Below are 19,069 nucleotides of genomic sequence, written 5' to 3'. Positions count from 1 at the left end.
TAGATGTGCGGGCGGGTGTCTCATCGACTCGGTATCGCTCGGCTCAGGCGGGCGGGGCCGGCTGGGCCCCGAGCATCCATCGCTGCCGTGATCTCGCCGATGGTGCGCTCGGGATATCTGAAGTACCCGGCCTGCCGCACCCGGATGACCTGCACACCGATCGCGTGAAGATCAGCGATACGCGTCTGGTCTCGCTCATAGGTCTTCGTGTCAGTTCTGTGCTGGTCGCCGTCGTACTCGACGAGAAGCCGATATTCGGGGTAGTAGAGGTCGCCACACGCAACGAATGAGCCTCGTGCGTCGAGAATGTCGACGTTGAGCTGCGGCTCTCGCAATCCGCTGCGGATGATCAGCAACCGCAACCTCGTCTCCATCGGCGATGCGCTTCCCACACGAATCAACCTCAGCGCCTCAACCAGTTTTCGCTTGCCCGCACCCCGGCGGGAGACGATCCGGGCAGCAAGTCTCTGTGGAGTGGAGTACGGTCTGATGGCCGGTGCGTCTGTGTCGGGGTAGCGGGGCACGAAGACGATCGCGTCTCCCATGATCACGAGATCGTCGACACTGAGCGTTGTCGATAGCGCGCACCAGAGGGACTCTGGGTCTGCAACCGGAAATGCTCCGATTCGGACGATCCGCAAGCTGCTCTCGTGGACCCGATGCCCGCGGACGCCCCTGCATCGCGGTCTGCTGGCTCTCGTGGATGCGACATCGATGAGTTCAGCGGCATGGAAGCGGGTTGGCACTGGCAGGCCCCACAACCGCGCGGCGGTGATGTGGCTGAACATCTGGCCTTCGCGCAGGCGAGGCAGGTAGTCATGGCAACGCTTCTCGATCGATGCGTGCGCGAAGACAGAGGTGCGAACACCGTGGAACGGTCGATCGAGATCTGGCCCGTCGATCCTGTGCTTACCCACGCCGACGCGTCGCCCCTCCGCCACTGCGAAGGGCCTCCCTTCGAGTTCACGCGGCAAGGCACTGTATTTGGGCACACCTCATCCTCGCGCGCGCCGCTGCCCACCTTCTCGTTATCCACAGGCCTCTGCGAACCTTTTGGGGGGTCGAAAATCCCCCGAACAACTCAGCTTTGGGGGGATTTCAGCCCATCCAAATGCCCAACCAGGGCTGGCGGGAATAGCGGAGAGTGCGATATAGTTGTAGCTACAATGAATACCACCGATGAGGCCGCCGGCACCACACTTGCCGACACTGCAGTCGCAGGCACGGGCGCAGCCGCCCAGCCCGCCGCCCTCCGCGCGATCTCAGGCGCGTCCGCCACCGAACTGCTCGCCCCCGACACCGGCATGGGTGCCGTGACGCTGCGCGTGGGCGACCTCGACGCGATGATCGCCTACTACCGTGACGCCGTCACGCTCGACCTGCTCAGCCAGGATGGGCACTTCGCCGTGCTGGGCCGTGGCACGACGCCCGTCGTCATCCTCGAGTACTCGCCCGAGCTGAAGAGCCCTGAACCTCGCGCGGCCGGTCTGTACCACACGGCCATCCTCTTCGAGAGCCGTGAGGCGCTGGCCGCCGCGATCTACTCCATCGCAACGAAGTTCCCCAACACGTTCACCGGCAGCGCCGACCACAAGGTCAGCGTCGCCTTCTACTTCACCGACCCCGAAGGCAATGGGGTCGAGATGTACTGGGACCGCGACCGCACCGCGTGGAGCTGGATCCACGGGCAGATCGAGATGGCCACGCTGTACGTCGACCCCAACGCCTTTCTCCAGGAGTACCTCACGCCAGAGACGGTGGAGAACCCGCGCGTCGGCGGAGCATCCGTCGGCCATGTGCACCTCTCGGTGGGCGACGTCGCCTCCGCCAAGGAGTTCTACGTGAAGCGCCTCGGCTTCGAGACCACCTTCGAGGTCCCGGGTAGCGCGCTGTTCATCTCGGCCGGGGGTTACCACCACCACATGGCGATGAACACCTGGGAGAGCAAGGGCGCCGGGCAGCGCAAACTGGCGCTCGGCCTCGGTGAGGTCGACATCGTCGTACCCGGCATGGATGATCTGGGCTCCCTTGAGGAACGACTCACCCACTACGGCACTTCTTTTGGCAACGACGGCCAGAGCGTGACGATCGCCGACCCCTGGGGTTCGCAGATTCGCGTGACAGCCAAGCTTGCCTGAGAAAGACCACTTACCTCTCCACGCGCGCGGGAGCTTTAAGTGGGTGCCCAGTGGGCACCCACCGCGACGCCAGCGCCGACAAGGCTATGCCTTATCGGTATCAGCCTCGGGCCGCACGGTCGGGATCGGAGCGGTCGGCGTAGCGGGCCGCTGCACTTCTAGCGGCCCCGTGAACTGGCTACCCCTCAGCTCGGCGCTCGCGTCGCCGCTGAACAGCGCGTCGGGCGGCGTAGCGGAGGGCACGGCCCTCTTTCGCGGCGCATCCGACTCCAGGGGGGTCTCCGAGATCTCCACCCGGCTTCGCGGAACGGTGAGGGGGCTCACCTGCTGCACCCACTTCACGAGCTGCTCGCGCACGTAACACCGCAGGTCGAAGAGCGTCGGGGCGTCGACAGCCGTGACGAGAATGCGGATACGCACATAGCCCTGCAGGGCATCCGTCACCTGCAGGATTGCGACGCGCCCGTCCCAGAGGTCGGTCTTCGGCATGATGCGGTGCAGCTCTTCGCGCATGTCGTCGGGCTTGACGCGCCAGTCGAGGTCGAACTCGACCGAGCCCATGAGCTCAGAGTTCTTGCGCGTCCAGTTCTGGAACGGCGTCGTCGTGAAGTACGTCGACGGCAGCACCATGCGGCGGTCGTCCCACAGGTGCACGACCACGTAGGTGAGCGTGATCTCCTCGATGCGGCCCCACTCGGTCTCGACGATCACCACGTCGTCGACACGGATGGCATCACTGAAGGCGAGCTGCACGCCGGCGAAGACGTTCGCAAGGGTCGACTGCGCTGCGAGACCGGCCACGATGGAGATCAGCCCGGCTGAGGCGAGCACGCTGGCGCCGGCTGCAGAAACACCGGGGAACGTCAGCAGGATCGCCCCGAGACCCACCAGCACCGCGGCGACGACCGTGATGCGCCGGATGATCAGCACCTGTGTGCGCAGGCGACGGGCGTGCCGGTTGTCGGGCACATCGGTGCGGTAGCGCGCCAACCCCACGTCTTCGAGGAAGATCGCCAACGCGCAGACCAGCCACGAGCCAGCCGCGATGGTGGCGACCAGCGCGGTGTGGCTCAGGAACTCCTGCCACCACGGGTCGAACACACTCACCTGAACCGCGATCCACAGCGCGATCGCCATCAGGAATACGCGGAACGGGATGCGCACGCGCCGGATGAGCCGGGAGGCCCACTCCTTGCGGCGGCTGATGCGGCGCACGATGAACGCGGTCAGGGCGGTCAGCACGACGGCAGCGATCACGGCGATCACGAACGCGACGATGGTCTGCAGCCAGGGCTGGGAGGTCAGAGCGGAGAGGATCTCGGGCATCCGCTCAATTCTACGGGCGCATCGCCGGCGTTGGGAGGGGCATCGCGGTTTTCTGCGCCAGTACTCACCCTCTGTACCGGCGTGCGCCACTCCAGCATCTGTGCTCCCTGACGCGAAACACCCCCTGAGGAGATCTCAGGGGGCGTTTCGCGTCACTTGGCGTTCACGGCGAGCCGTATATCGACGGCTGCGGGTGAGGTCAGACCTTCAGTGCGACGTCTGCCTCTGCTTCGTGGCCAGCGGCAGCAGCGTTCGGGGGTGCGATGTCAGGGTCGATGCCGCCTGAGGATGCGGCGTCGGCGAGCGCAGCCTCTACTCGTTCACCCAGATTCTGGTCGACGTTCTTCCAGTACTGGATGGCGCGGGCCTTGATCTCGGGTACCGTCACCTGGCCGACGTGGCCGGCGATGTTGCCAACGAGGCGTTCGCGCCCGGCGTCGTCGAGCACCTCGCGGACGAGGGTGCCTGCCTGGCCGAAGTCGTCGTCTTCGGAGTGGAGCGTCGCGGCGGTGCGCTGCAGTTCGCCGTCATTCTGCCAGCCGGGGGTGTCGCCGGCGGCATCCGGAGACGCAGCAGGGCCGCCCACCGAGTTCGGGGCGTAGACGGGAACAGCGGGCGGGTTGTACGCGTAACGGGCTGCGCCGTCTTTGGAGTACGAGCGAACCTCGGCCGCGTGCGGGGCGTTGACCGGCAGCTGGGCGTGGTTCGTTCCGACACGGTAGCGGTGGGCATCCGCGTAGCTGAAGATGCGGGCGAGCAGCATCTTGTCGGGGCTCGCAGCGATGCCGGGCACGAAGTTCGAAGGGGCGAAGGTCGCCTGCTCGATCTCGGCGAAGTAGTTCTCGGGGTTGCGGTTGAGGGTGAGCTGGCCGACCTCGTGCAGCGGGTAGTCTGCGTGCGGCCAGACCTTGGTGAGGTCGAAGGGGTTGAATCGATACGTCGCCGCGTCGGCGTAGGGCATGATCTGAACCGAGAGCGTCCAGCTCGGGAAGTCGCCGCGATCAATCGCCTCGCCCAGGTCGCGGATGTGGAAGTCGGCGTCTTCGCCGGCGATCTGGTTCGCGTCTTCCTGGCTCAGGGTCTCGATGCCCTGGTTGGTCTTGAAGTGGTACTTGACCCAGAAGCGTTCGCCGGCGGCGTTGATCCACTGGTAGGTGTGCGAACCGAAGCCGTCCATGTTGCGCCACGACTTCGGCAGGCCGCGGTCGCCCATCAGCCAGGTGACCTGGTGGGCGGTCTCAGGGCTGAGTGACCAGAAGTCCCACTGCATGTCGTTGTTGCGCAGGTGGGTGCCCGGCAGGCGCTTCTGCGAGTGGATGAAGTCAGGGAACTTGATGCCGTCGCGAATGAAGAAGACGGGCGTGTTGTTGCCGACGAGGTCGTAGTTGCCCTCGGTGGTGTAGAACTTCAGCGCAAAACCGCGGGGGTCGCGCCACGTGTCGGGGCTACCCTGTTCGCCGGCGACCGTAGAGAACCGGGCGAGCGCCTCGGTCGTGACGCCGGGCTGGAAGAGGGCGGCACGGGTATAGGCCGAGATGTCATGCGTGACCTCGAGAACGCCGAAAGCACCGCCGCCCTTCGCGTGCACGATGCGCTCTGGCACCTTCTCGCGGTTGAACTGGGCGAGCTTCTCGAGCAGGTAGTGGTCATGCAGGGGAATGACTCCGTCGGCGCCGACGCTCTGCGAGTGCTCGTCGCTCGCGACAGGGGCGCCGGAGTTCGTGGTGGTGTAGTTCGCTCCGCTGTTCGCGGCGCTGGTCGTCGTGTCAGTCATGATGCTCCTCGTTGGTTTCGTATGCGGTTTCGGTTGGTTCGGGGCGGGTCAGCGTGAGGTGTCGGGCATGGATGATCGGCACAGCTCGATTCAGGGCGAAACGGCGGCCACAGCATCCGTCGCCGCGTTTGCCTGCTGGCACGTCGGGCAGAGACCCCAGAACGTGACGTCGGCTGAGGCGACGGCGAAGCCACCCGCATCGTCGGGTGTGAGGCAGGGGGTCTGACCGACGACGCAGTCGATGTCTTGCACGGTGCCGCACGCGCTGCAGATGGCGTGGTGATGGTTGTCGCCGATGCGGCGTTCGTAGAGCGCGGGAGAACCGGCGGGCTCGATGCGGCGCAGCAGCCCCGCGCCGGTGAGGGCGGCAAGCACGACATACACCGACTGCAGCGTGATCTCGGGATGCGTCTCACGGATGAGGCGGTGAACGGCCTCCGTATCGGCGTGGGGCACACGCTCGAGCACCTCGAGGGCCGCCAGGCGTTGGGTCGTTACCCGCAGACCTGCGGCGCGGATGCTGTCTTCAAGCGCCGTGGACATGTATCCAGTCAATCACTTATTACGAGCAATTCATAATAAGGAACACTCACCTCACGAACCCGTGCGCGTAGAATGTGACCATTCGCCCCGTCTGAGTTCTGGAGTCCCTGGTGCCCACAATCGTCGTTGAAGTAATGCCCAAGGCCGAGTTGCTCGACCCCCAGGGCAAGGCTGTAGCTGGCGCGCTGGCCCGCCAGGGTCGCTCGCAGATCACCGGCGTGCGCGTCGGCAAGCGCTTCGAGATCGAAGTCACCGGCCCGGCCGACGACGCGATCCTCGCCGAAGTTGCAACTCTGGCAGACGAGATCCTGGCGAACCTCGTGATCGAAGACGTGATCAGCGTGCACTTCGCCGGCGCAGACGGGTTCGGTTTCGATGCCGAACACGACTTTGAGACGGGCAATGTGACCACCGACACCTCGTTTGACGAGGCGTCGACCCCCGAGGGCCAGGCCGAGATCAGCGAAGGACTCGCGTGATGGCCGGAGCCCACGCGGGCCCCGTCGTCGATGGTGAGCCCATCCATTCGTCGGGCGAAGCAGCGGGTGTGCGCGTCGGGGTCGTCACCTTCCCGGGGTCGCTCGATGATCGCGATGCAGCTCGCGCCGTGCGCAAGGTCGGGGCCGAGGCCGTATCGCTGTGGCACGGCACTCATGACCTCGAAGGCGTCGATGCGATCATCCTGCCCGGCGGCTTCAGCTACGGCGACTACCTGAGGGCCGGCGCGATCGCCAGCCTGTCGCCGATCATGTCGGAGGTCATCGACGCAGCCCGGCGCGGGACGCCTGTGCTCGGCATCTGCAACGGCTTCCAGATGCTCACCGAGGCGCACCTGCTGCCCGGGGGGCTCATCCGCAACGACCACGGCTCATTCATCTGCCGTGACCAGAGGCTGCGCGTCGAGAACACGTCGACGGCGTGGACGAACCGATTCGCGTCGGGGGCAGAGATCACCATCCCGCTGAAGAACGGCGAGGGCGGATACATTGCGTCGGCCGATACCATCGACGAGCTCGAGGGCGAGGGCCTGGTCGCGTTCCGGTACCTCGACGTCAATCCGAACGGGTCGATGAACGACATCGCGGGCATCACCAACGTGCGCGGCAATGTGGTCGGCCTCATGCCGCACCCCGAGCACGCCGTCGAGGAGGGGTTCGGCCCCGACACCGCCGACGCCATGCGCAACGGCACCGACGGTCTCCTGCTCTTCGCGAGCGCCCTCACGAGCCTCCTCTCGCGCGCCTGACCCTCGGCAGGCGGCCGTAGCACTCGCGAGTGCGCGAAAACGGCCTGACGAAGCCGAACTTAGGGACGCTTTCGCGCACCCGCACGTTCCGGGACCCCGCCGGACTCCCGGGTGCGCAGAATCGGCCCGAAACGGCCCACTTTTGGGACGTTTGCCCGCACCTCCGAATGTCGCGGGCTAGCGGGTCGCGGCGGGGGAAGACTCGAGGGTCGCGGGGGGAAGGAACGACACCGGAGCATCGGCGTGCACGCAGCCCGGGGGCTCGGAGTTGCCGCTGACAGTAAAGTCCTCGCAGGTCAGGAACTTCGACTCGTTCGCCCCGAGCGCGAACGATCCAGCGGCGATGAGCAGCACAGCGAAGACCACGAGCAGCTTTCCGCGCGCTGGCACCTCGTCTGACAGATCGGGCCAGACAACCCGAGCGAGCACCCACATGGTGAACGGGATGCCCAGCAGAATGACGCCGATCCCAAGCAGGGCCACCAGCGCGAGGGCGAGATTGCCCCCGTCGGCCGGCACTGCGATGTTGATCACCAACCAGAACGACGGCAGCAGCAGCGTGAGCAACCGCCAGCCGAGACGCTTGCGGGCACCCGGGACCAGCACGACCACAATGAAGGCTGCAGTCGTTGCAGCCCAGACCGTGAGCAGGTTGTCGAAGAAGATCTCCCCCCACGCCCCCAGCGTGAACGCCGGCCACCACACGGCGAGACTCACACCCACCACGATCACGCCCAGCTGCTGGTACGGCAATGGCACTCGCTGCGGCCTGCCTGAGGAATCCACCCCACTGCGCGGTTGCTCTGAAGCTGGCTCGCTCACGCCGATCACGCTACCACTGCGCCGAATGGATGCCCGTTCCGCCTGGATGCCCGGCAGGCTCGAAGCCCGGCCCGTTGCTCGCCGACCCCGACCCGACCGTCCGCGCCGGGTGCGCGAAAGCGTCCGTAATCCGCCATCCTTGGGGACGTTTGCGCGCACTTGCGCGTGTGGTGCGCCCGGCCCGCTCGTTCCGACGCCGCGCGGCGCGAGGAGGAGCGCGGGTAGAATTGGGGCCGCCCGTACTGCCGCCCCTGAAGGAGCACACCCGCGTGTCTGACAGCCCCGTGACCGACGCCCGCACGAACGACGATCGCGGTGCGGGGGGCTCTGCCGGGCATCCACCGGTCGACAGCGTGAGTGTTGCCATCGCCACTCCCGACAAGGTGCAGCCGTTTGCCGCGCTCGGCCTCAAAGAAGACGAGTACGAGCAGATCAAGCAGATCCTCGGCCGGCGCCCCACGAGCGGCGAGCTCGCCATGTACTCGGTGATGTGGAGCGAGCACTGTTCGTACAAGTCGAGCAAGATCTACCTGCGCCAGTTCGGCTCGAAGACGACCGAGAAGATGCGCAAGAACCTGATGGTGGGCATCGGCGAGAACGCCGGCGTGGTAGATGTGGGCGAGGGCTGGGCGGTCACGTTCAAGGTCGAGTCGCACAACCACCCGAGCTACATCGAGCCGTTCCAGGGTGCCGCAACCGGCGTCGGCGGCATCGTGCGTGACATCATCTCCATGGGCGCACGCCCGGTGGCCGTCATGGACCAGCTGCGCTTCGGCGACATCGACAATGAAGACACCGCCCGCGTCGTGCACGGGGTTGTCGGCGGCATCAGCTTCTACGCGAACTGCCTGGGGCTGCCGAACATCGGCGGTGAGACCTACTTCGACAGCGTCTACCAGGGCAACCCGCTGGTGAACGCGCTGGCCGTGGGCGTACTGCGGCACGAAGACATCCACCTCGCAAATGCGAGCGGTGCGGGCAACAAGGTGGTGCTCTTCGGCGCACGCACCGGCGGCGACGGAATCGGCGGGGCGTCGATCCTCGCGAGTGACACCTTCGACGCGAAAGGCCCGACCAAGCGCCCGGCGGTGCAGGTGGGCGACCCGTTCGCCGAGAAGGTACTCATCGAGTGCTGCCTCGAGTTGTTCCGCGAGAAGCTCGTTGAGGGCATCCAGGACCTCGGCGCAGCCGGCATCTCGTGCGCGACCAGCGAACTCGCCAGCAACGGCGACGGCGGCATGTACATCGAGCTCGACAAGGTGCTGCTGCGCGACCCGTCACTCAACGCCGAAGAAATTCTCATGAGTGAGAGCCAGGAGCGCATGATGGCGGTCGTTCAGCCAGAGAAGCTCGACGCCTTTCTCGCCGTTGTCGCGAAATGGGATGTCGAGACCAGCGTTCTGGGCGAAGTCACCGATTCCGGCCGCCTCATCATCAACTGGCGCGGCGAGCAGATCGTCAACGTCGAACCTCGCACGGTCGCTGTCGACGGCCCCGTGTACGACCGCCCGGTGACCTACCCCACCTGGATCGACAAACTGCAGGCCGACACTGCGGCAGTACTGCCGAGGGCCACGGATGCTGAGACCCTCCGAGCCCAGACGCTGACCCTGCTCGGCAGTGCAAACCTCGCCTCAAAGAGCTGGATCACCGACCAGTACGACCGCTACGTGATGGGCAACACCGCTCTATCGTTCCCCGATGATGGTGGCATGATCCGCGTCGACGAGGAGTCAGGCCTCGGGTTCGCGATCGCGACCGACGCCAACGGCCGGTACTGCCAGCTCGATCCGTACCACGGCGCCCAGCTCGCCCTCGCCGAGGCCTACCGCAACGTCGCCGTCACCGGTGCTGTGCCGGCAGCGGTCACCGACTGCCTCAACTTCGGCAGCCCGGAGAACCCCGAGGTCATGTGGCAGTTCTCGCAGGCCGTTGCCGGCCTCAGCGACGGGTGCCTCGCGCTCGAGATCCCGGTGACGGGCGGCAACGTCTCGTTCTACAACCAGACCGGCGGGGCGCCCATCCACCCCACCCCGGTCGTGGGCGTGCTCGGCGTGATCGACGACGTCGCCCGGCGGGTGCCGAGCGGCTGGCAGGACGAGGGCAACAACATCTACCTGCTCGGTATCACGAAGACCGAGCTCGACGGCTCGGCGTGGGCCGGAAGCATCCATGAACACCTCGGTGGGCGCCCACCGGTCGTCGACCTGCAGAAGGAGGCCAACCTGGCCGGCCTCCTGCACGCCGGCGCCATGCAGAGCCTGCTCGCCTCAGCCCACGACCTCAGCGACGGCGGCCTCGCCCAGGCGCTGGCAGAAGCTGTGCTGCGCTTCGGCGTCGGCGCACGCGTCTGGCTCGAGGAGCTCATGCTGCGCGACGGCGTCGACATCACCACGGCGCTCTTCAGCGAGTCGACGGGCCGGGTGATCGTGTCGGTGCCGCGCGAAGACGACGTCAAGTTCATGGGCCTCTGCGACGGCCGCGGATACCCTGTGCTGCGCATCGGCGTCACCGACAAGCTCGATGCGGCCCTCGACGTGCAGGGGTACTTCTCGATCGGCATCGACGAGCTGCGCGAGACGCACCGTGGCACCCTGCCGGCGCGGTTCGCGTCTGCGGTGGCTGTTTCGTAGGTCTCTCAGCCAGCAGTCGGGAGCGTCGCCGGGGTGGGTGGGTAAATCGCAATCGAGTTAGCCCGAAAGGGCATAGCCCTTTCGGCGCTGGCGTCGCGGCGGGCATCCACTGGATGCTCGCCTAAAGCTCCAGCGCGCGGATCGACTCGTGGTGGTGGATGACCTCCGCGACGATGAAGTTGAGGAACTTCTCGGCGAACTCCGGGTCGAGGTGCGCTTCTTCGGCGAGTCCACGCAACCGCTTGATCTGGCGCGACTCGCGTTCGAGGTCGGCTGGCGGCAACCCATGCGCCGCCTTCAGCCGCCCGACATCCTGCGTGAACTTGAACCGCTCGGCCAGCATGTGGATCAGCGCCGCGTCGACGTTGTCTATGCTTTCACGGATGCTCTGCAGCCGTTCGAGCGCATCGACAGTGCCTGCAGTCGGGTCGTCGTGTGGCGCGTGGCCGTGCTCATCCATAGTCAAAACTGTATTGCGTTTCGGCACTCAGCGGTTGCGCGCCACCAGGTGGCGGCGTTGCGCAGATGGCTTAGGTACGCAGACGCGCGCTGGTGGCAGCCCAGAGTCTGATGCGCTTCTGGGTGAGCAGGATGCCCAGCAGCACCAGCGCAGCCCCGATCGGTTCGTTCACGGTGAACGTCTCACCCAGCACCAGAATGCCGAGGATCACACCGACGACCGGCGTGATGTAGGTGACGGTCGACGCTGACGTCGGGCCCCAGGCACGGAGCACGTTGATGTTCCAGACGTAGACCAGGCCGGTGCCGAGCGCGCCGAGCGCCACCAGCGACAGCACGATCGGCCCCGAGAGGTTCACCGGCGAGAGCGCCACAACCGGCGTGAGGGCAAGCAGCACCAGCGCACCCATGCCGACCTGCATGAAGGCGAACGGCACCCCGGCAATCGACCGGCCACTCAGGAACCGCCGGGTGTAGCTCAGCGAGAATCCGTAGCAGAGCGCGGCTCCGAGGCAGGCGAGCTGCCCGACGAGATCACCCGAGAGGGTTGCATACCCCCACGGCCCGATGATCACCACAGTGCCGATGATTCCGATGATCACGCCCAGAACTTGACCACGGTTCAAGCGTTCGACCCGGAAGGCGAGGGTTGCCATCAGAGCCGTCGTGATCGGTGTCACGGCGTTGTAGATGCTCGCCAGGCTCGACGATACATACTGCTCGGCCCAGGCGAAGAGCAGGAACGGGATGGCCGACCCCACGGTGCCGATCACGAAGAAGTGCAGCCACACGACCGGGTCGCGAGGCAGCCGGTAGCGGCCGATGAGCACGATGAGACCGAGCGTCACCGCGCCGAAGACCAGGCGCGCCCAGGCGACCTGCCCGAAACCCACGCCGATGAGGGCAACCTTCATGAACAGAAAGCTGCCGCCCCAGACGAGCCCCATCGCGATGAACTGCACCAGCACCGAGACGCCGCGTCGTGGGTTCTCTGCGGTGAGTTGCGAAGATGGGTCAGGTGCGGGTGGAGCAGCTTCAGTCACTCCAAGACACTACCTGCCAGAGTGTCGCCCGCCGATGCCGGGCTCCCGCCGCCAGAGTGCGGATGCTGTCACCCGACGCACATCCGGCCGAACCCCGCTACTCGACGATCGTGATCACCACGTCGATGTTGCCCCGCGTGGCGTTGGAGTACGGGCACACTTCGTGCGCAGCATCCGCTGCCGCCCTGGCTTCTTCTGGCGACGCTCCGGGAATGTAGACGTCGAGCTCGACAGCCAGCCCGAACCCGCCGTTGCCGTCGCTGCCGATGCTCACACTGGCGGAGACGCCGGAATCGCTCGTGTCGACGCCGAGGCGCCTGCCGACCACGTGCAGGGCACTCAGGAAGCAGGCGGCGTAGCCCGCAGCGAAGAGCTGTTCGGGGTTCGTTCCCTCCCCGCTGCCACCCATCTCGACCGGAGGGCGGGTGTCGAAGTCGAGTCGGTCGTCTTCGCTTCGAACGTGGCCGTCGCGGCCTCCGCCTGATGCGTGGGCAATTGCTGTGTAGAGGGCTTCCATGCATTCAGCCAATCACAGATTCTCGAGCTGGGGAGCCACGAATCAACGGTGTGCAGTATTGCCCGTCTGTGCCACGATGGTTGGCATGGTCAATGTCGCGAGGTTTCACCAGTCGGCGGCCGCGTTCGTCGATCTCGTCTCGCGAATCGACGACTCGCAATGGGAACTGCCCGGCCTCGGGTCGTGGTCGGTGCGGTCACTCGTCGGGCACACGACCAGGGCCATCCTCACCGTCGAGACGTACCTCGGGCACGATGATCCGGGCCGCATCGGGCTCGCCACCGCCGAGGAGTACTTCAGCGTGATCTACGCAGACTTCACCGAGCCCGCGGCGGTCGAAGCACGGGGCGTCGAGGCGGGGCTGTGGCTGGGCGAGCATCCGGTGCAGAAGATCTCGGATGCCCTGGCCAGGGCAGAATCGAGCATTGCCGAGGCTCCGACCGGCCGGGTCGTGGCCATCGCCGGCCACGGGATCACGCTGAGCGAATACCTCCGCACGCGCGTGTTCGAGCTTGTCGTGCACTCGCTCGACATCGGAAGGGCGGTGGAGCAGCCACATGGGCAGCCGATCAGCTGTGTCGTCGAGGCGGCCTCCCTGGCCGCACGCATCGGCGCCCGGGCCGGCTCCGGTGACGAGATCCTGCTCGCGCTCACCGGCCGCGAAGCTCTGCCGCCGGGCTTCTCGGTGTTGTGAGGTCTGGGTGTTGTGAGATCTCGGTGTATTGAGATCCCGGTGTTGTCGGTTCTGAGCGTTGTGAGGTCGGGATCACCGTGAGTTCTGGGAACGAACACCTGACGCACGTCGCCGAGCTTGTGGCGCTCCGTTTTCTCACCGGAGACGGCACCGAGATCTTCGGTAGACCCGGTGGGGCACTCAGAGAGGGTACCCAGGGACACGGCGTGGGTTCACTCACCGCCATCGCAGTGGCCGACGCGTCGGCGTTCCGCCTGCGCATCAGCATCGCCGTGTCGATCACAATGCGAGTCGGCCTGCGCGCGCTGGGGGGTGAGTTCTCGCTGAGCGAAGCATCTGACACACCGAGCGACGAAGCCGTCGGCGACCCACGGGCCCACGCTCATGCCGATGCGGCACCGACCGGACGACCGCACCAGGTGGCAGTGGTGGCTCGCTGGCCGGCTGACACCGCCACCGGCTTTGTGCGCGTTGCCGTGTCGGGAGTGAACCCAGCGACCGTCTCTCTTGCGAACGAAACGGAGGCTGAGTTCACTCTCGGCGCGGGCGAGTATTTTGCTGAGCTGAGAGCAACGAACTCCGAAGAAGAGGCACAGCGCAGCATTCACCTCAACCGACGAACCCACTTCTCAGCCAGCGTTACACCTCGTGCTGCGCGCGGCGACGGCGGATGATCAGCACCGCGCCCACCGACAGGAGCGCCCCGCCCAGGAGCAGAACAGGCACCACGACCGCCCCGGTCGAGGCGAGGTTGATTCCTGTGAAGCCGCCGGTCGAGCCGGGGCCTGAGCCAGACCCGGATGCCGCGACGGGACTCGGAGAGTTGCTTGCCGATGCGCTGGATGATGCACTGGGGGTGCTGGTCGGGGCCGACGCGTTCGGGTCGACCGTGAACGTGACCTTGGCTGCGACGCCACTCTGGGTACCAGTGACTGTGACCGTGTGCGTACCGACTTCGTCTGGCGCGGTGATCGAGAAGCGTGCCGTGCCGTCGATCACATCGGTCTCTTCGAGTTCGACCGGCCGAGAAGCTACCGTTCCACTGACCTGGCGGTCACCGGCGAATCCTGAAGCCGACACCGTCAGAGCCGCACCCGGCTTCACCGTCGGGTTGGACACTGCAACAGTTGCCTCCTTGCTCAGGCTCGCAGTGTCGAGGTTCAGCTCGAGCGCGCGAGACATTGTGAAGAAGTTGTCGGTCTGGTCGGTGAGTCCGACGACGTTTGCAGCTCCCGGGCCGTAAGCTGCGATACGAAGCTGAGAGCCTGTGTGCTGCTGCGAGCCTCCGAGGCCAGCGGTACCGTACGAAAGCTTCATCGTGGTGCCGTCATGCGTCAACAGCGCCGTGCTGAGTGACGTTGGCGGTGTCGTGTCCACAATCTGGCTCGTATGCGCGTGGTCGGCAGTCACGATGACAAGGGTGTTGCCGTCGGCTTTGGCGAAGGCAAGTGCAGACTGCACGGCCTCATCGAGGTCGATGGTTTCACCGATCTGGCCGCAGGCGTTGGCAGCGTGATCCTGCTTGTCGATGCTCGCGCCTTCGACCTGAAGAAAGAATCCCGACTCATTGTCTTTGTTCAGAAGCGAGATTCCCTTGTCGGTCAACGACTTCAGCGAGAGATCAGCGGAGAGTCGCTCGGGATTGGCAGTGCACGTCGTTGGGGCGAGATCTGCGCCACCCACCGTCGCCGCTGTTGCCGCGAAGCGTGTCGGAAAGTTCCCTTCGCTGAACAGGCCGAGCACGGGCTCGGTCTGGTTCGCCGATGAGATGGCGGCCAGCTCCGGCCCCGTCGCGGCAAGCTGATAGCCGCGATCGCTCGCCTGTTCGAACAGCGTCGAGCCTTCGAACTGCCCTGCGTTCGCAGTCTCAGCAAAGCTCCTCGAGCCGCCACCGAGAGTCAGGTCGGCGCGAGTGTCGATGATCTGCTCGGCGATCGAGCCGAGCCCACCCTCGGCAATTGCATCCGCGCCACACTTCGCAAGGTCAGCGGGGCCGAAACAGCTGCGGGCAGCGACGTGAGCGGCCTGCACTGCGGGAGTCGCATCTTCGATCTCGGCCGTGCTGATGTTGCCCGTCTTCAGACCGTTCGCCTTGGCGATCTCGATCAGAGTGTCATGAGGCGCTCCATTGATGTCGACAGAGATGGCGTTGTCGTACGTCTTCGTGCCGGTCGCCCACGCCGTGCCCGTCGCAGCGGAATCAGGAACGTAATCCGGCTTGCCCTTTGTCGCACCGTCTTTGTACAAGGAGTACGTCGTGTACTGGCCAGTGAGGGGCAACGCATCGATTCCGGGAAGCACTCCACCCGCCCCGTACTCGTAGTTGCGTGCAGCGGTGATCTCGGAATCGCCCATTCCGTCGCCGATGAGCAGAATGACGTTCTTCGCGGGCGAGTCCACGATGGAGTCGCGAAGCATCTCGGTCTTGTCGCCGGTATTGCGAGTTGCGCCGCCAAAATCGTCTGGTGCGGCGAAGGCCGTGCCCGGAAGCACGAGAGCCGATCCGGTGACCGCCAGCGCGGCTACAGCCAGCGCAGCGCGACGGCCGAATCTGTGCGTTTTTCTGTGAGTATTCATATCAAAGTGCCCCTCAGACAGTCGAATTCGCAGCACATATTCAGACTGCGTCAGGTCAGCCCACACGTGACACCTGAACGGGGGGTAAACACCCATCGACCGGAGAGAGGCTACGCGACGACTTTCGCGCTGGACCCCTCGACGAACCTCGCGATCGCGAGACCCTAGTTCGCCAAAGAGTTGCGCGCTTCCTGGTCGACGTAGAGGTGCCGAACGGTGAGCGCCACGAACACCATGGCGAAGAGCGCGAAATAGGCGAAGACGTAGTAGCCGAACAAACCGGCCTGCTCGAATGCCTGATCTGCCGAGGCAAGGCGAAGCACGGTGACGAAGAGACTGGCCGCCGTCAGTGCCGGCAGCAGCCCGCGCAGCAGAAGGATTTCGATCTCCTTCAAGACCGTCACGGCCACCGGGGAGAACTCGAATCGCGGCCCGCGATAGCTGGCCACGGAGCGGTAGCGTCGCAATTCGAGAAGCTCACGGGCGAAGAGGAGCAACGAAAGCGCGACGAGCGACCACAGCGCCACGAAGACGCCGTCGCCGAAGTACTCGGTGACTTCACGATGGGCGAAGGTGGCAGCGAGGGCGATCGGCATGGTCGCGATGAGCAGGAGACAGAGTGTGGCCGACACTGCACCCACGAGACTGCGAGCCCGATACTCGCGCAGCATGGACTCGGTGAGATGTCCGGTTTCTCGGTGACCGAAAGTCGGCGGTCGCTTCGACACTATGGAGTGTCCCCCAGGCGTCTGCTTGCTCCAGCGGAGCGGGTGGCTTTCGAACGCTTCACACTAGTAGACGAGTTCGGCCGGGGCGAAGCGCGAAACCGCGTCACCCACCAGCGTCTCGTCGCGTGGGTTCAGTGACAGCACCTCGCGGCCGTCTCTGAGTTCGGCCATCGACACCCAGAACAGGCTCGGGCTCATGGTCGACATGAAGTAGTAGTCGCCGTTCGTCAGGTCTGCGCCCGCTTCCCACCACGTGGGGTAGACCCCGCCGTCCTGGTACGGCGCTCCGGGCGGCACGGCCACGTTCTGGATCAGGTGGAACACTCCGGCAACCGCCTGGCTCACTGTCTTCGGTTCGGGCAGGTAGTGCAGAAAATAGCTCGCGCGCACGAAGCGGTCGGGCGAGGAGATGTCGCCGGGCGGGGGCAGTTCACCCCCGAACGGCGCGTACTTGGCGCGGTTGGCGAGCTGGGCATCCATCGTCGGCGAATTCGACATGACCGTGTACTCGGCACCATGGTGCACCACGAGCCTGCCTCCGATGGGTTCGATGATCGCCGAGTCGCCCGAGGCGTCTTCGAGGGCGATGTGCACGCCCATCTCCTGCCCGCGGATGAGCTTCGACGAGATGCGCACCTCGTCGACGGCTGCGATTGCTTCGGCGACAGTGGCGAAGTTGTCGAGCAGATATTGCACCCAGAGGGTGTTGGCGACGGATGCCCGGCTGTCGACCTCGGCGAACATCGTGGGCTCGGGGTCGAGGTACAGGGCGTGCGCACCGAGGCCACGCTCGTTGATGCCGTCGACCGTGCCCTGCCGCCACATGCTCACCACGATGCTGGAGTACGTGGAGACCCAGCTGTGCGGGCTGCCGTTGCCGCCGCCGTCGCGAGGAGTGCCTCGCGGAATGAACCAGAGGTCGGGCTCGTCGCTGACAGCCCAGTCCATGCAGCGGCTGACCGTCTTGGCAACGTCGTTGGTGTTCCAGAAGATTCGAGTGCACATGGTGGCAACGCTAGCCGATCCGCGCGCTGGAGCTTGGAGCGAGCATCCGATGGATACTCGCCGCGACGCCAGCGCCGACGACGCTGCGCTTCGTCGGGACCACCCGATTGCGGGACATGCCGTGTGTACCCGCTCAACGGTACGCGTGCGATCGACTTTCCCGAATGTGCAGCTATTCGCGCTTTTCGGTGCACATTCGGGAAAGTCGATGGAGGGATCAGCCCTCGAGCAGGTCGTGACGCACGACGATGGCGTCGCGGCCGGGGCCGACGCCGATCGCCGAGATGCGCGAGCCACTGATCGCCTCGACGGCGAGCACGTAGGCCTGGGCGTTTGCGGGCAGGTCGTCGAAGGTACGGCAGCCGGTGATGTCTTCGGTCCAACCCGGGAACTCCTCGTAGATCGGCACGGCGTGGTGGAAGTCGCTCTGCGACACAGGCACCTCGTCGACCCGCACGCCGTCGACGTCGTATGCCACGCACACCGGGATCGTCGCGAGGCCCGTCAGCACATCGAGCTTGGTGAGCACGAAGTCTGTCACACCGTTGATTCGGGCGGAGTAGCGCGCGATGGGCGCGTCGTACCAGCCGCATCGGCGGGGGCGACCCGTGGTCGTGCCGAACTCGAAACCGTTGGCCCGCAGGAACTCGCCCGACTCATCGAACAGTTCGGTCGGGAACGGCCCTGAACCGACACGCGTCGTGTACGCCTTGACGATGCCGATGACCCTGTCGATGCGGTTCGGTGCAACACCAGAACCCGTGGATGCTCCACCCGACGTTGCGTTCGACGAGGTCACGAACGGGTATGTGCCGTGGTCGACATCGAGCATCGTGGCCTGGCCACCCTCGAACAGCACCGTCTTGCCGGCGTCGAGCGCCTGGTTCAGCACGAGCGAGGTGTCGGCGACCATGGGGCGGAGGCGATCGGCGTACGACAGCAGGTCGTTGACAATCTCGTCGATGACGATCGCCCGGCGGTTGTAGACCTTCACCAGGAGGTGGTTCTTCTGCTCGAGCGCACCCTCGACCTTCTGGCGGAGGATGTTCTCGTCGAAGATGTCTTGAATGCGGATGCCGAGGCGGTTGATCTTGTCAGCGTAGGCCGGGCCGATGCCGCGACCGGTCGTACCGATCTGGCGTTTGCCGAGGAACCGTTCGGTGACCTTGTCGAGCGTACGGTGGTATGCCGTGATGACGTGTGCGTTGGCGCTGATGAGCAGCCGCGACACGTCGACACCGCGGGAGCTGAGCGCCTCGAGCTCGTGGAAGAGCACCTCGATGTCGACAACGACGCCGTTCGAGATCACCGGCGTGACGTTCGGGGTCAGGATTCCTGAGGGCAGCAGGTGCAGCGCGTACTTCTGGTCACCGATGACCACGGTGTGCCCGGCGTTGTTTCCGCCATTGAACTTCACGACATAGTCGACCCGGCTGCCGAGCAGGTCGGTCGCTTTGCCTTTACCTTCGTCGCCCCACTGGGCACCGATCAAGACGATTGCAGGCATACTCAGAGTCCTTCTGTACTGGTTTCAGGCGTGCTGGCTTCACTGGTTTCAAGCGTG

At 65.5% G+C, this 19,069-nt stretch carries 17 protein-coding genes and 1 pseudogene; 6 read left to right on the top strand and 12 right to left on the bottom strand.

All coding sequences use genetic code 11. The annotated features are described in order from the left end of the window. Nucleotides 1–20 precede the first annotated feature (20 nt). Nucleotides 21–992, bottom strand: a complete 972-nt coding sequence (locus KPL76_RS05375; protein ID WP_216335447.1) for an endonuclease domain-containing protein — start codon at nucleotides 990–992, stop codon at nucleotides 21–23. Between the two features lie 312 nt (nucleotides 993–1,304). Here KPL76_RS05375 and KPL76_RS05370 point away from each other — a divergent pair, with 312 nt between their 5' ends. Beyond that, on the top strand, nucleotides 1,305–2,138 hold the full coding sequence (locus tag KPL76_RS05370) for a VOC family protein (protein ID WP_216336114.1): 834 nt from the start codon (nucleotides 1,305–1,307) through the stop codon (nucleotides 2,136–2,138). An 84-nt stretch (nucleotides 2,139–2,222) separates the two neighbouring features. Here KPL76_RS05370 and KPL76_RS05365 read toward each other — a convergent pair whose 3' ends face one another. The 3 genes from KPL76_RS05365 to KPL76_RS05355 all read right to left on the bottom strand — a co-directional run bounded on the left by KPL76_RS05365 (nucleotide 2,223) and on the right by KPL76_RS05355 (nucleotide 5,781). Then, a complete protein-coding gene (locus KPL76_RS05365; RefSeq protein WP_216335446.1) occupies nucleotides 2,223–3,464 on the bottom strand; it encodes a mechanosensitive ion channel family protein in 1,242 nt (413 codons plus the stop codon). 199 nt (nucleotides 3,465–3,663) lie between these two features. After that, on the bottom strand, nucleotides 3,664–5,238 hold the full coding sequence (locus KPL76_RS05360) for a catalase (RefSeq protein ID WP_216335445.1): 1,575 nt from the start codon (nucleotides 5,236–5,238) through the stop codon (nucleotides 3,664–3,666). A 90-nt stretch (nucleotides 5,239–5,328) separates the two neighbouring features. Further along, on the bottom strand, nucleotides 5,329–5,781 hold the full coding sequence (locus tag KPL76_RS05355; RefSeq protein WP_216335444.1) for a Fur family transcriptional regulator: 453 nt from the start codon (nucleotides 5,779–5,781) through the stop codon (nucleotides 5,329–5,331). 110 nt (nucleotides 5,782–5,891) lie between these two features. Between KPL76_RS05355 and purS the strand changes: the two are divergent. Then, nucleotides 5,892–6,131 (top strand): annotated as a pseudogene (gene purS / locus KPL76_RS14710) (phosphoribosylformylglycinamidine synthase subunit PurS); the annotation flags it as partial. A 197-nt stretch (nucleotides 6,132–6,328) separates the two neighbouring features. Next, nucleotides 6,329–7,027 carry a phosphoribosylformylglycinamidine synthase subunit PurQ gene (gene purQ, locus KPL76_RS05345; protein WP_216336113.1) on the top strand — a complete coding sequence of 233 codons (699 nt, stop codon included), beginning with the start codon at nucleotides 6,329–6,331 and terminating at the stop codon, nucleotides 7,025–7,027. A gap of 177 nt (nucleotides 7,028–7,204) precedes the next feature. On the opposite strand, the gene KPL76_RS05340 is transcribed toward purQ, so the two are convergent. Then, entirely contained in the window at nucleotides 7,205–7,849 is a 645-nt protein-coding gene (locus KPL76_RS05340) for a hypothetical protein (RefSeq protein WP_253202192.1), read from the bottom strand. Nucleotides 7,850–8,202: 353 nt separating this feature from the next. Here KPL76_RS05340 and purL point away from each other — a divergent pair, with 353 nt between their 5' ends. After that, a complete protein-coding gene (gene purL, locus KPL76_RS05335; RefSeq protein WP_253202304.1) occupies nucleotides 8,203–10,482 on the top strand; it encodes a phosphoribosylformylglycinamidine synthase subunit PurL in 2,280 nt (759 codons plus the stop codon). A 121-nt stretch (nucleotides 10,483–10,603) separates the two neighbouring features. Here the strand turns inward: purL and KPL76_RS05330 are convergent, their stop codons facing one another. The 3 genes from KPL76_RS05330 to KPL76_RS05320 all read right to left on the bottom strand — a co-directional run bounded on the left by KPL76_RS05330 (nucleotide 10,604) and on the right by KPL76_RS05320 (nucleotide 12,501). Then, nucleotides 10,604–10,942, bottom strand: coding sequence for a chorismate mutase (locus tag KPL76_RS05330; RefSeq protein ID WP_216335442.1), 339 nt, complete (start codon nucleotides 10,940–10,942; stop codon nucleotides 10,604–10,606). A gap of 70 nt (nucleotides 10,943–11,012) precedes the next feature. After that, nucleotides 11,013–11,984, bottom strand: coding sequence for a DMT family transporter (locus KPL76_RS05325; RefSeq protein WP_371733939.1), 972 nt, complete (start codon nucleotides 11,982–11,984; stop codon nucleotides 11,013–11,015). 97 nt (nucleotides 11,985–12,081) lie between these two features. Then, the gene (locus KPL76_RS05320) at nucleotides 12,082–12,501 is read right to left on the bottom strand and encodes an organic hydroperoxide resistance protein (protein ID WP_216335441.1); all 420 of its coding nucleotides are present in this window, start codon (nucleotides 12,499–12,501) and stop codon (nucleotides 12,082–12,084) included. Nucleotides 12,502–12,586: 85 nt separating this feature from the next. Here KPL76_RS05320 and KPL76_RS05315 point away from each other — a divergent pair, with 85 nt between their 5' ends. Beyond that, nucleotides 12,587–13,195: a maleylpyruvate isomerase N-terminal domain-containing protein gene (locus tag KPL76_RS05315; RefSeq protein ID WP_216335440.1), complete on the top strand. Its 609-nt coding sequence runs from the start codon at nucleotides 12,587–12,589 to the stop codon at nucleotides 13,193–13,195. Between the two features lie 77 nt (nucleotides 13,196–13,272). Further along, a complete protein-coding gene (locus tag KPL76_RS05310; protein ID WP_216335439.1) occupies nucleotides 13,273–13,869 on the top strand; it encodes a hypothetical protein in 597 nt (198 codons plus the stop codon). Here KPL76_RS05310 and phoA read toward each other — a convergent pair. The 4 genes from phoA to KPL76_RS05290 all read right to left on the bottom strand — a co-directional run bounded on the left by phoA (nucleotide 13,835) and on the right by KPL76_RS05290 (nucleotide 19,012). Further along, complete coding sequence (gene phoA, locus KPL76_RS05305) at nucleotides 13,835–15,772, bottom strand: alkaline phosphatase (protein ID WP_216335438.1); 1,938 nt, start codon at nucleotides 15,770–15,772, stop codon at nucleotides 13,835–13,837. The two genes, KPL76_RS05310 and phoA, sit on opposite strands and share 35 nt — an antisense overlap. 164 nt (nucleotides 15,773–15,936) lie before the next feature. Next, on the bottom strand, nucleotides 15,937–16,404 hold the full coding sequence (locus KPL76_RS05300; protein ID WP_216335437.1) for a hypothetical protein: 468 nt from the start codon (nucleotides 16,402–16,404) through the stop codon (nucleotides 15,937–15,939). Between the two features lie 159 nt (nucleotides 16,405–16,563). Beyond that, complete coding sequence (locus KPL76_RS05295) at nucleotides 16,564–17,505, bottom strand: linear amide C-N hydrolase (protein WP_216335436.1); 942 nt, start codon at nucleotides 17,503–17,505, stop codon at nucleotides 16,564–16,566. 217 nt (nucleotides 17,506–17,722) lie between these two features. Further along, nucleotides 17,723–19,012, bottom strand: coding sequence for an adenylosuccinate synthase (locus tag KPL76_RS05290; RefSeq protein ID WP_216335435.1), 1,290 nt, complete (start codon nucleotides 19,010–19,012; stop codon nucleotides 17,723–17,725). Nucleotides 19,013–19,069: the final 57 nt, after the last annotated feature.

This window comes from Subtercola sp. PAMC28395 (assembly GCF_018889995.1).
Lineage (GTDB): Bacteria > Actinomycetota > Actinomycetes > Actinomycetales > Microbacteriaceae > Subtercola.
The sequence above is the reverse complement of the archived record's forward strand: the minus strand, read 5'-3'. Positions and strand labels throughout refer to the sequence as shown.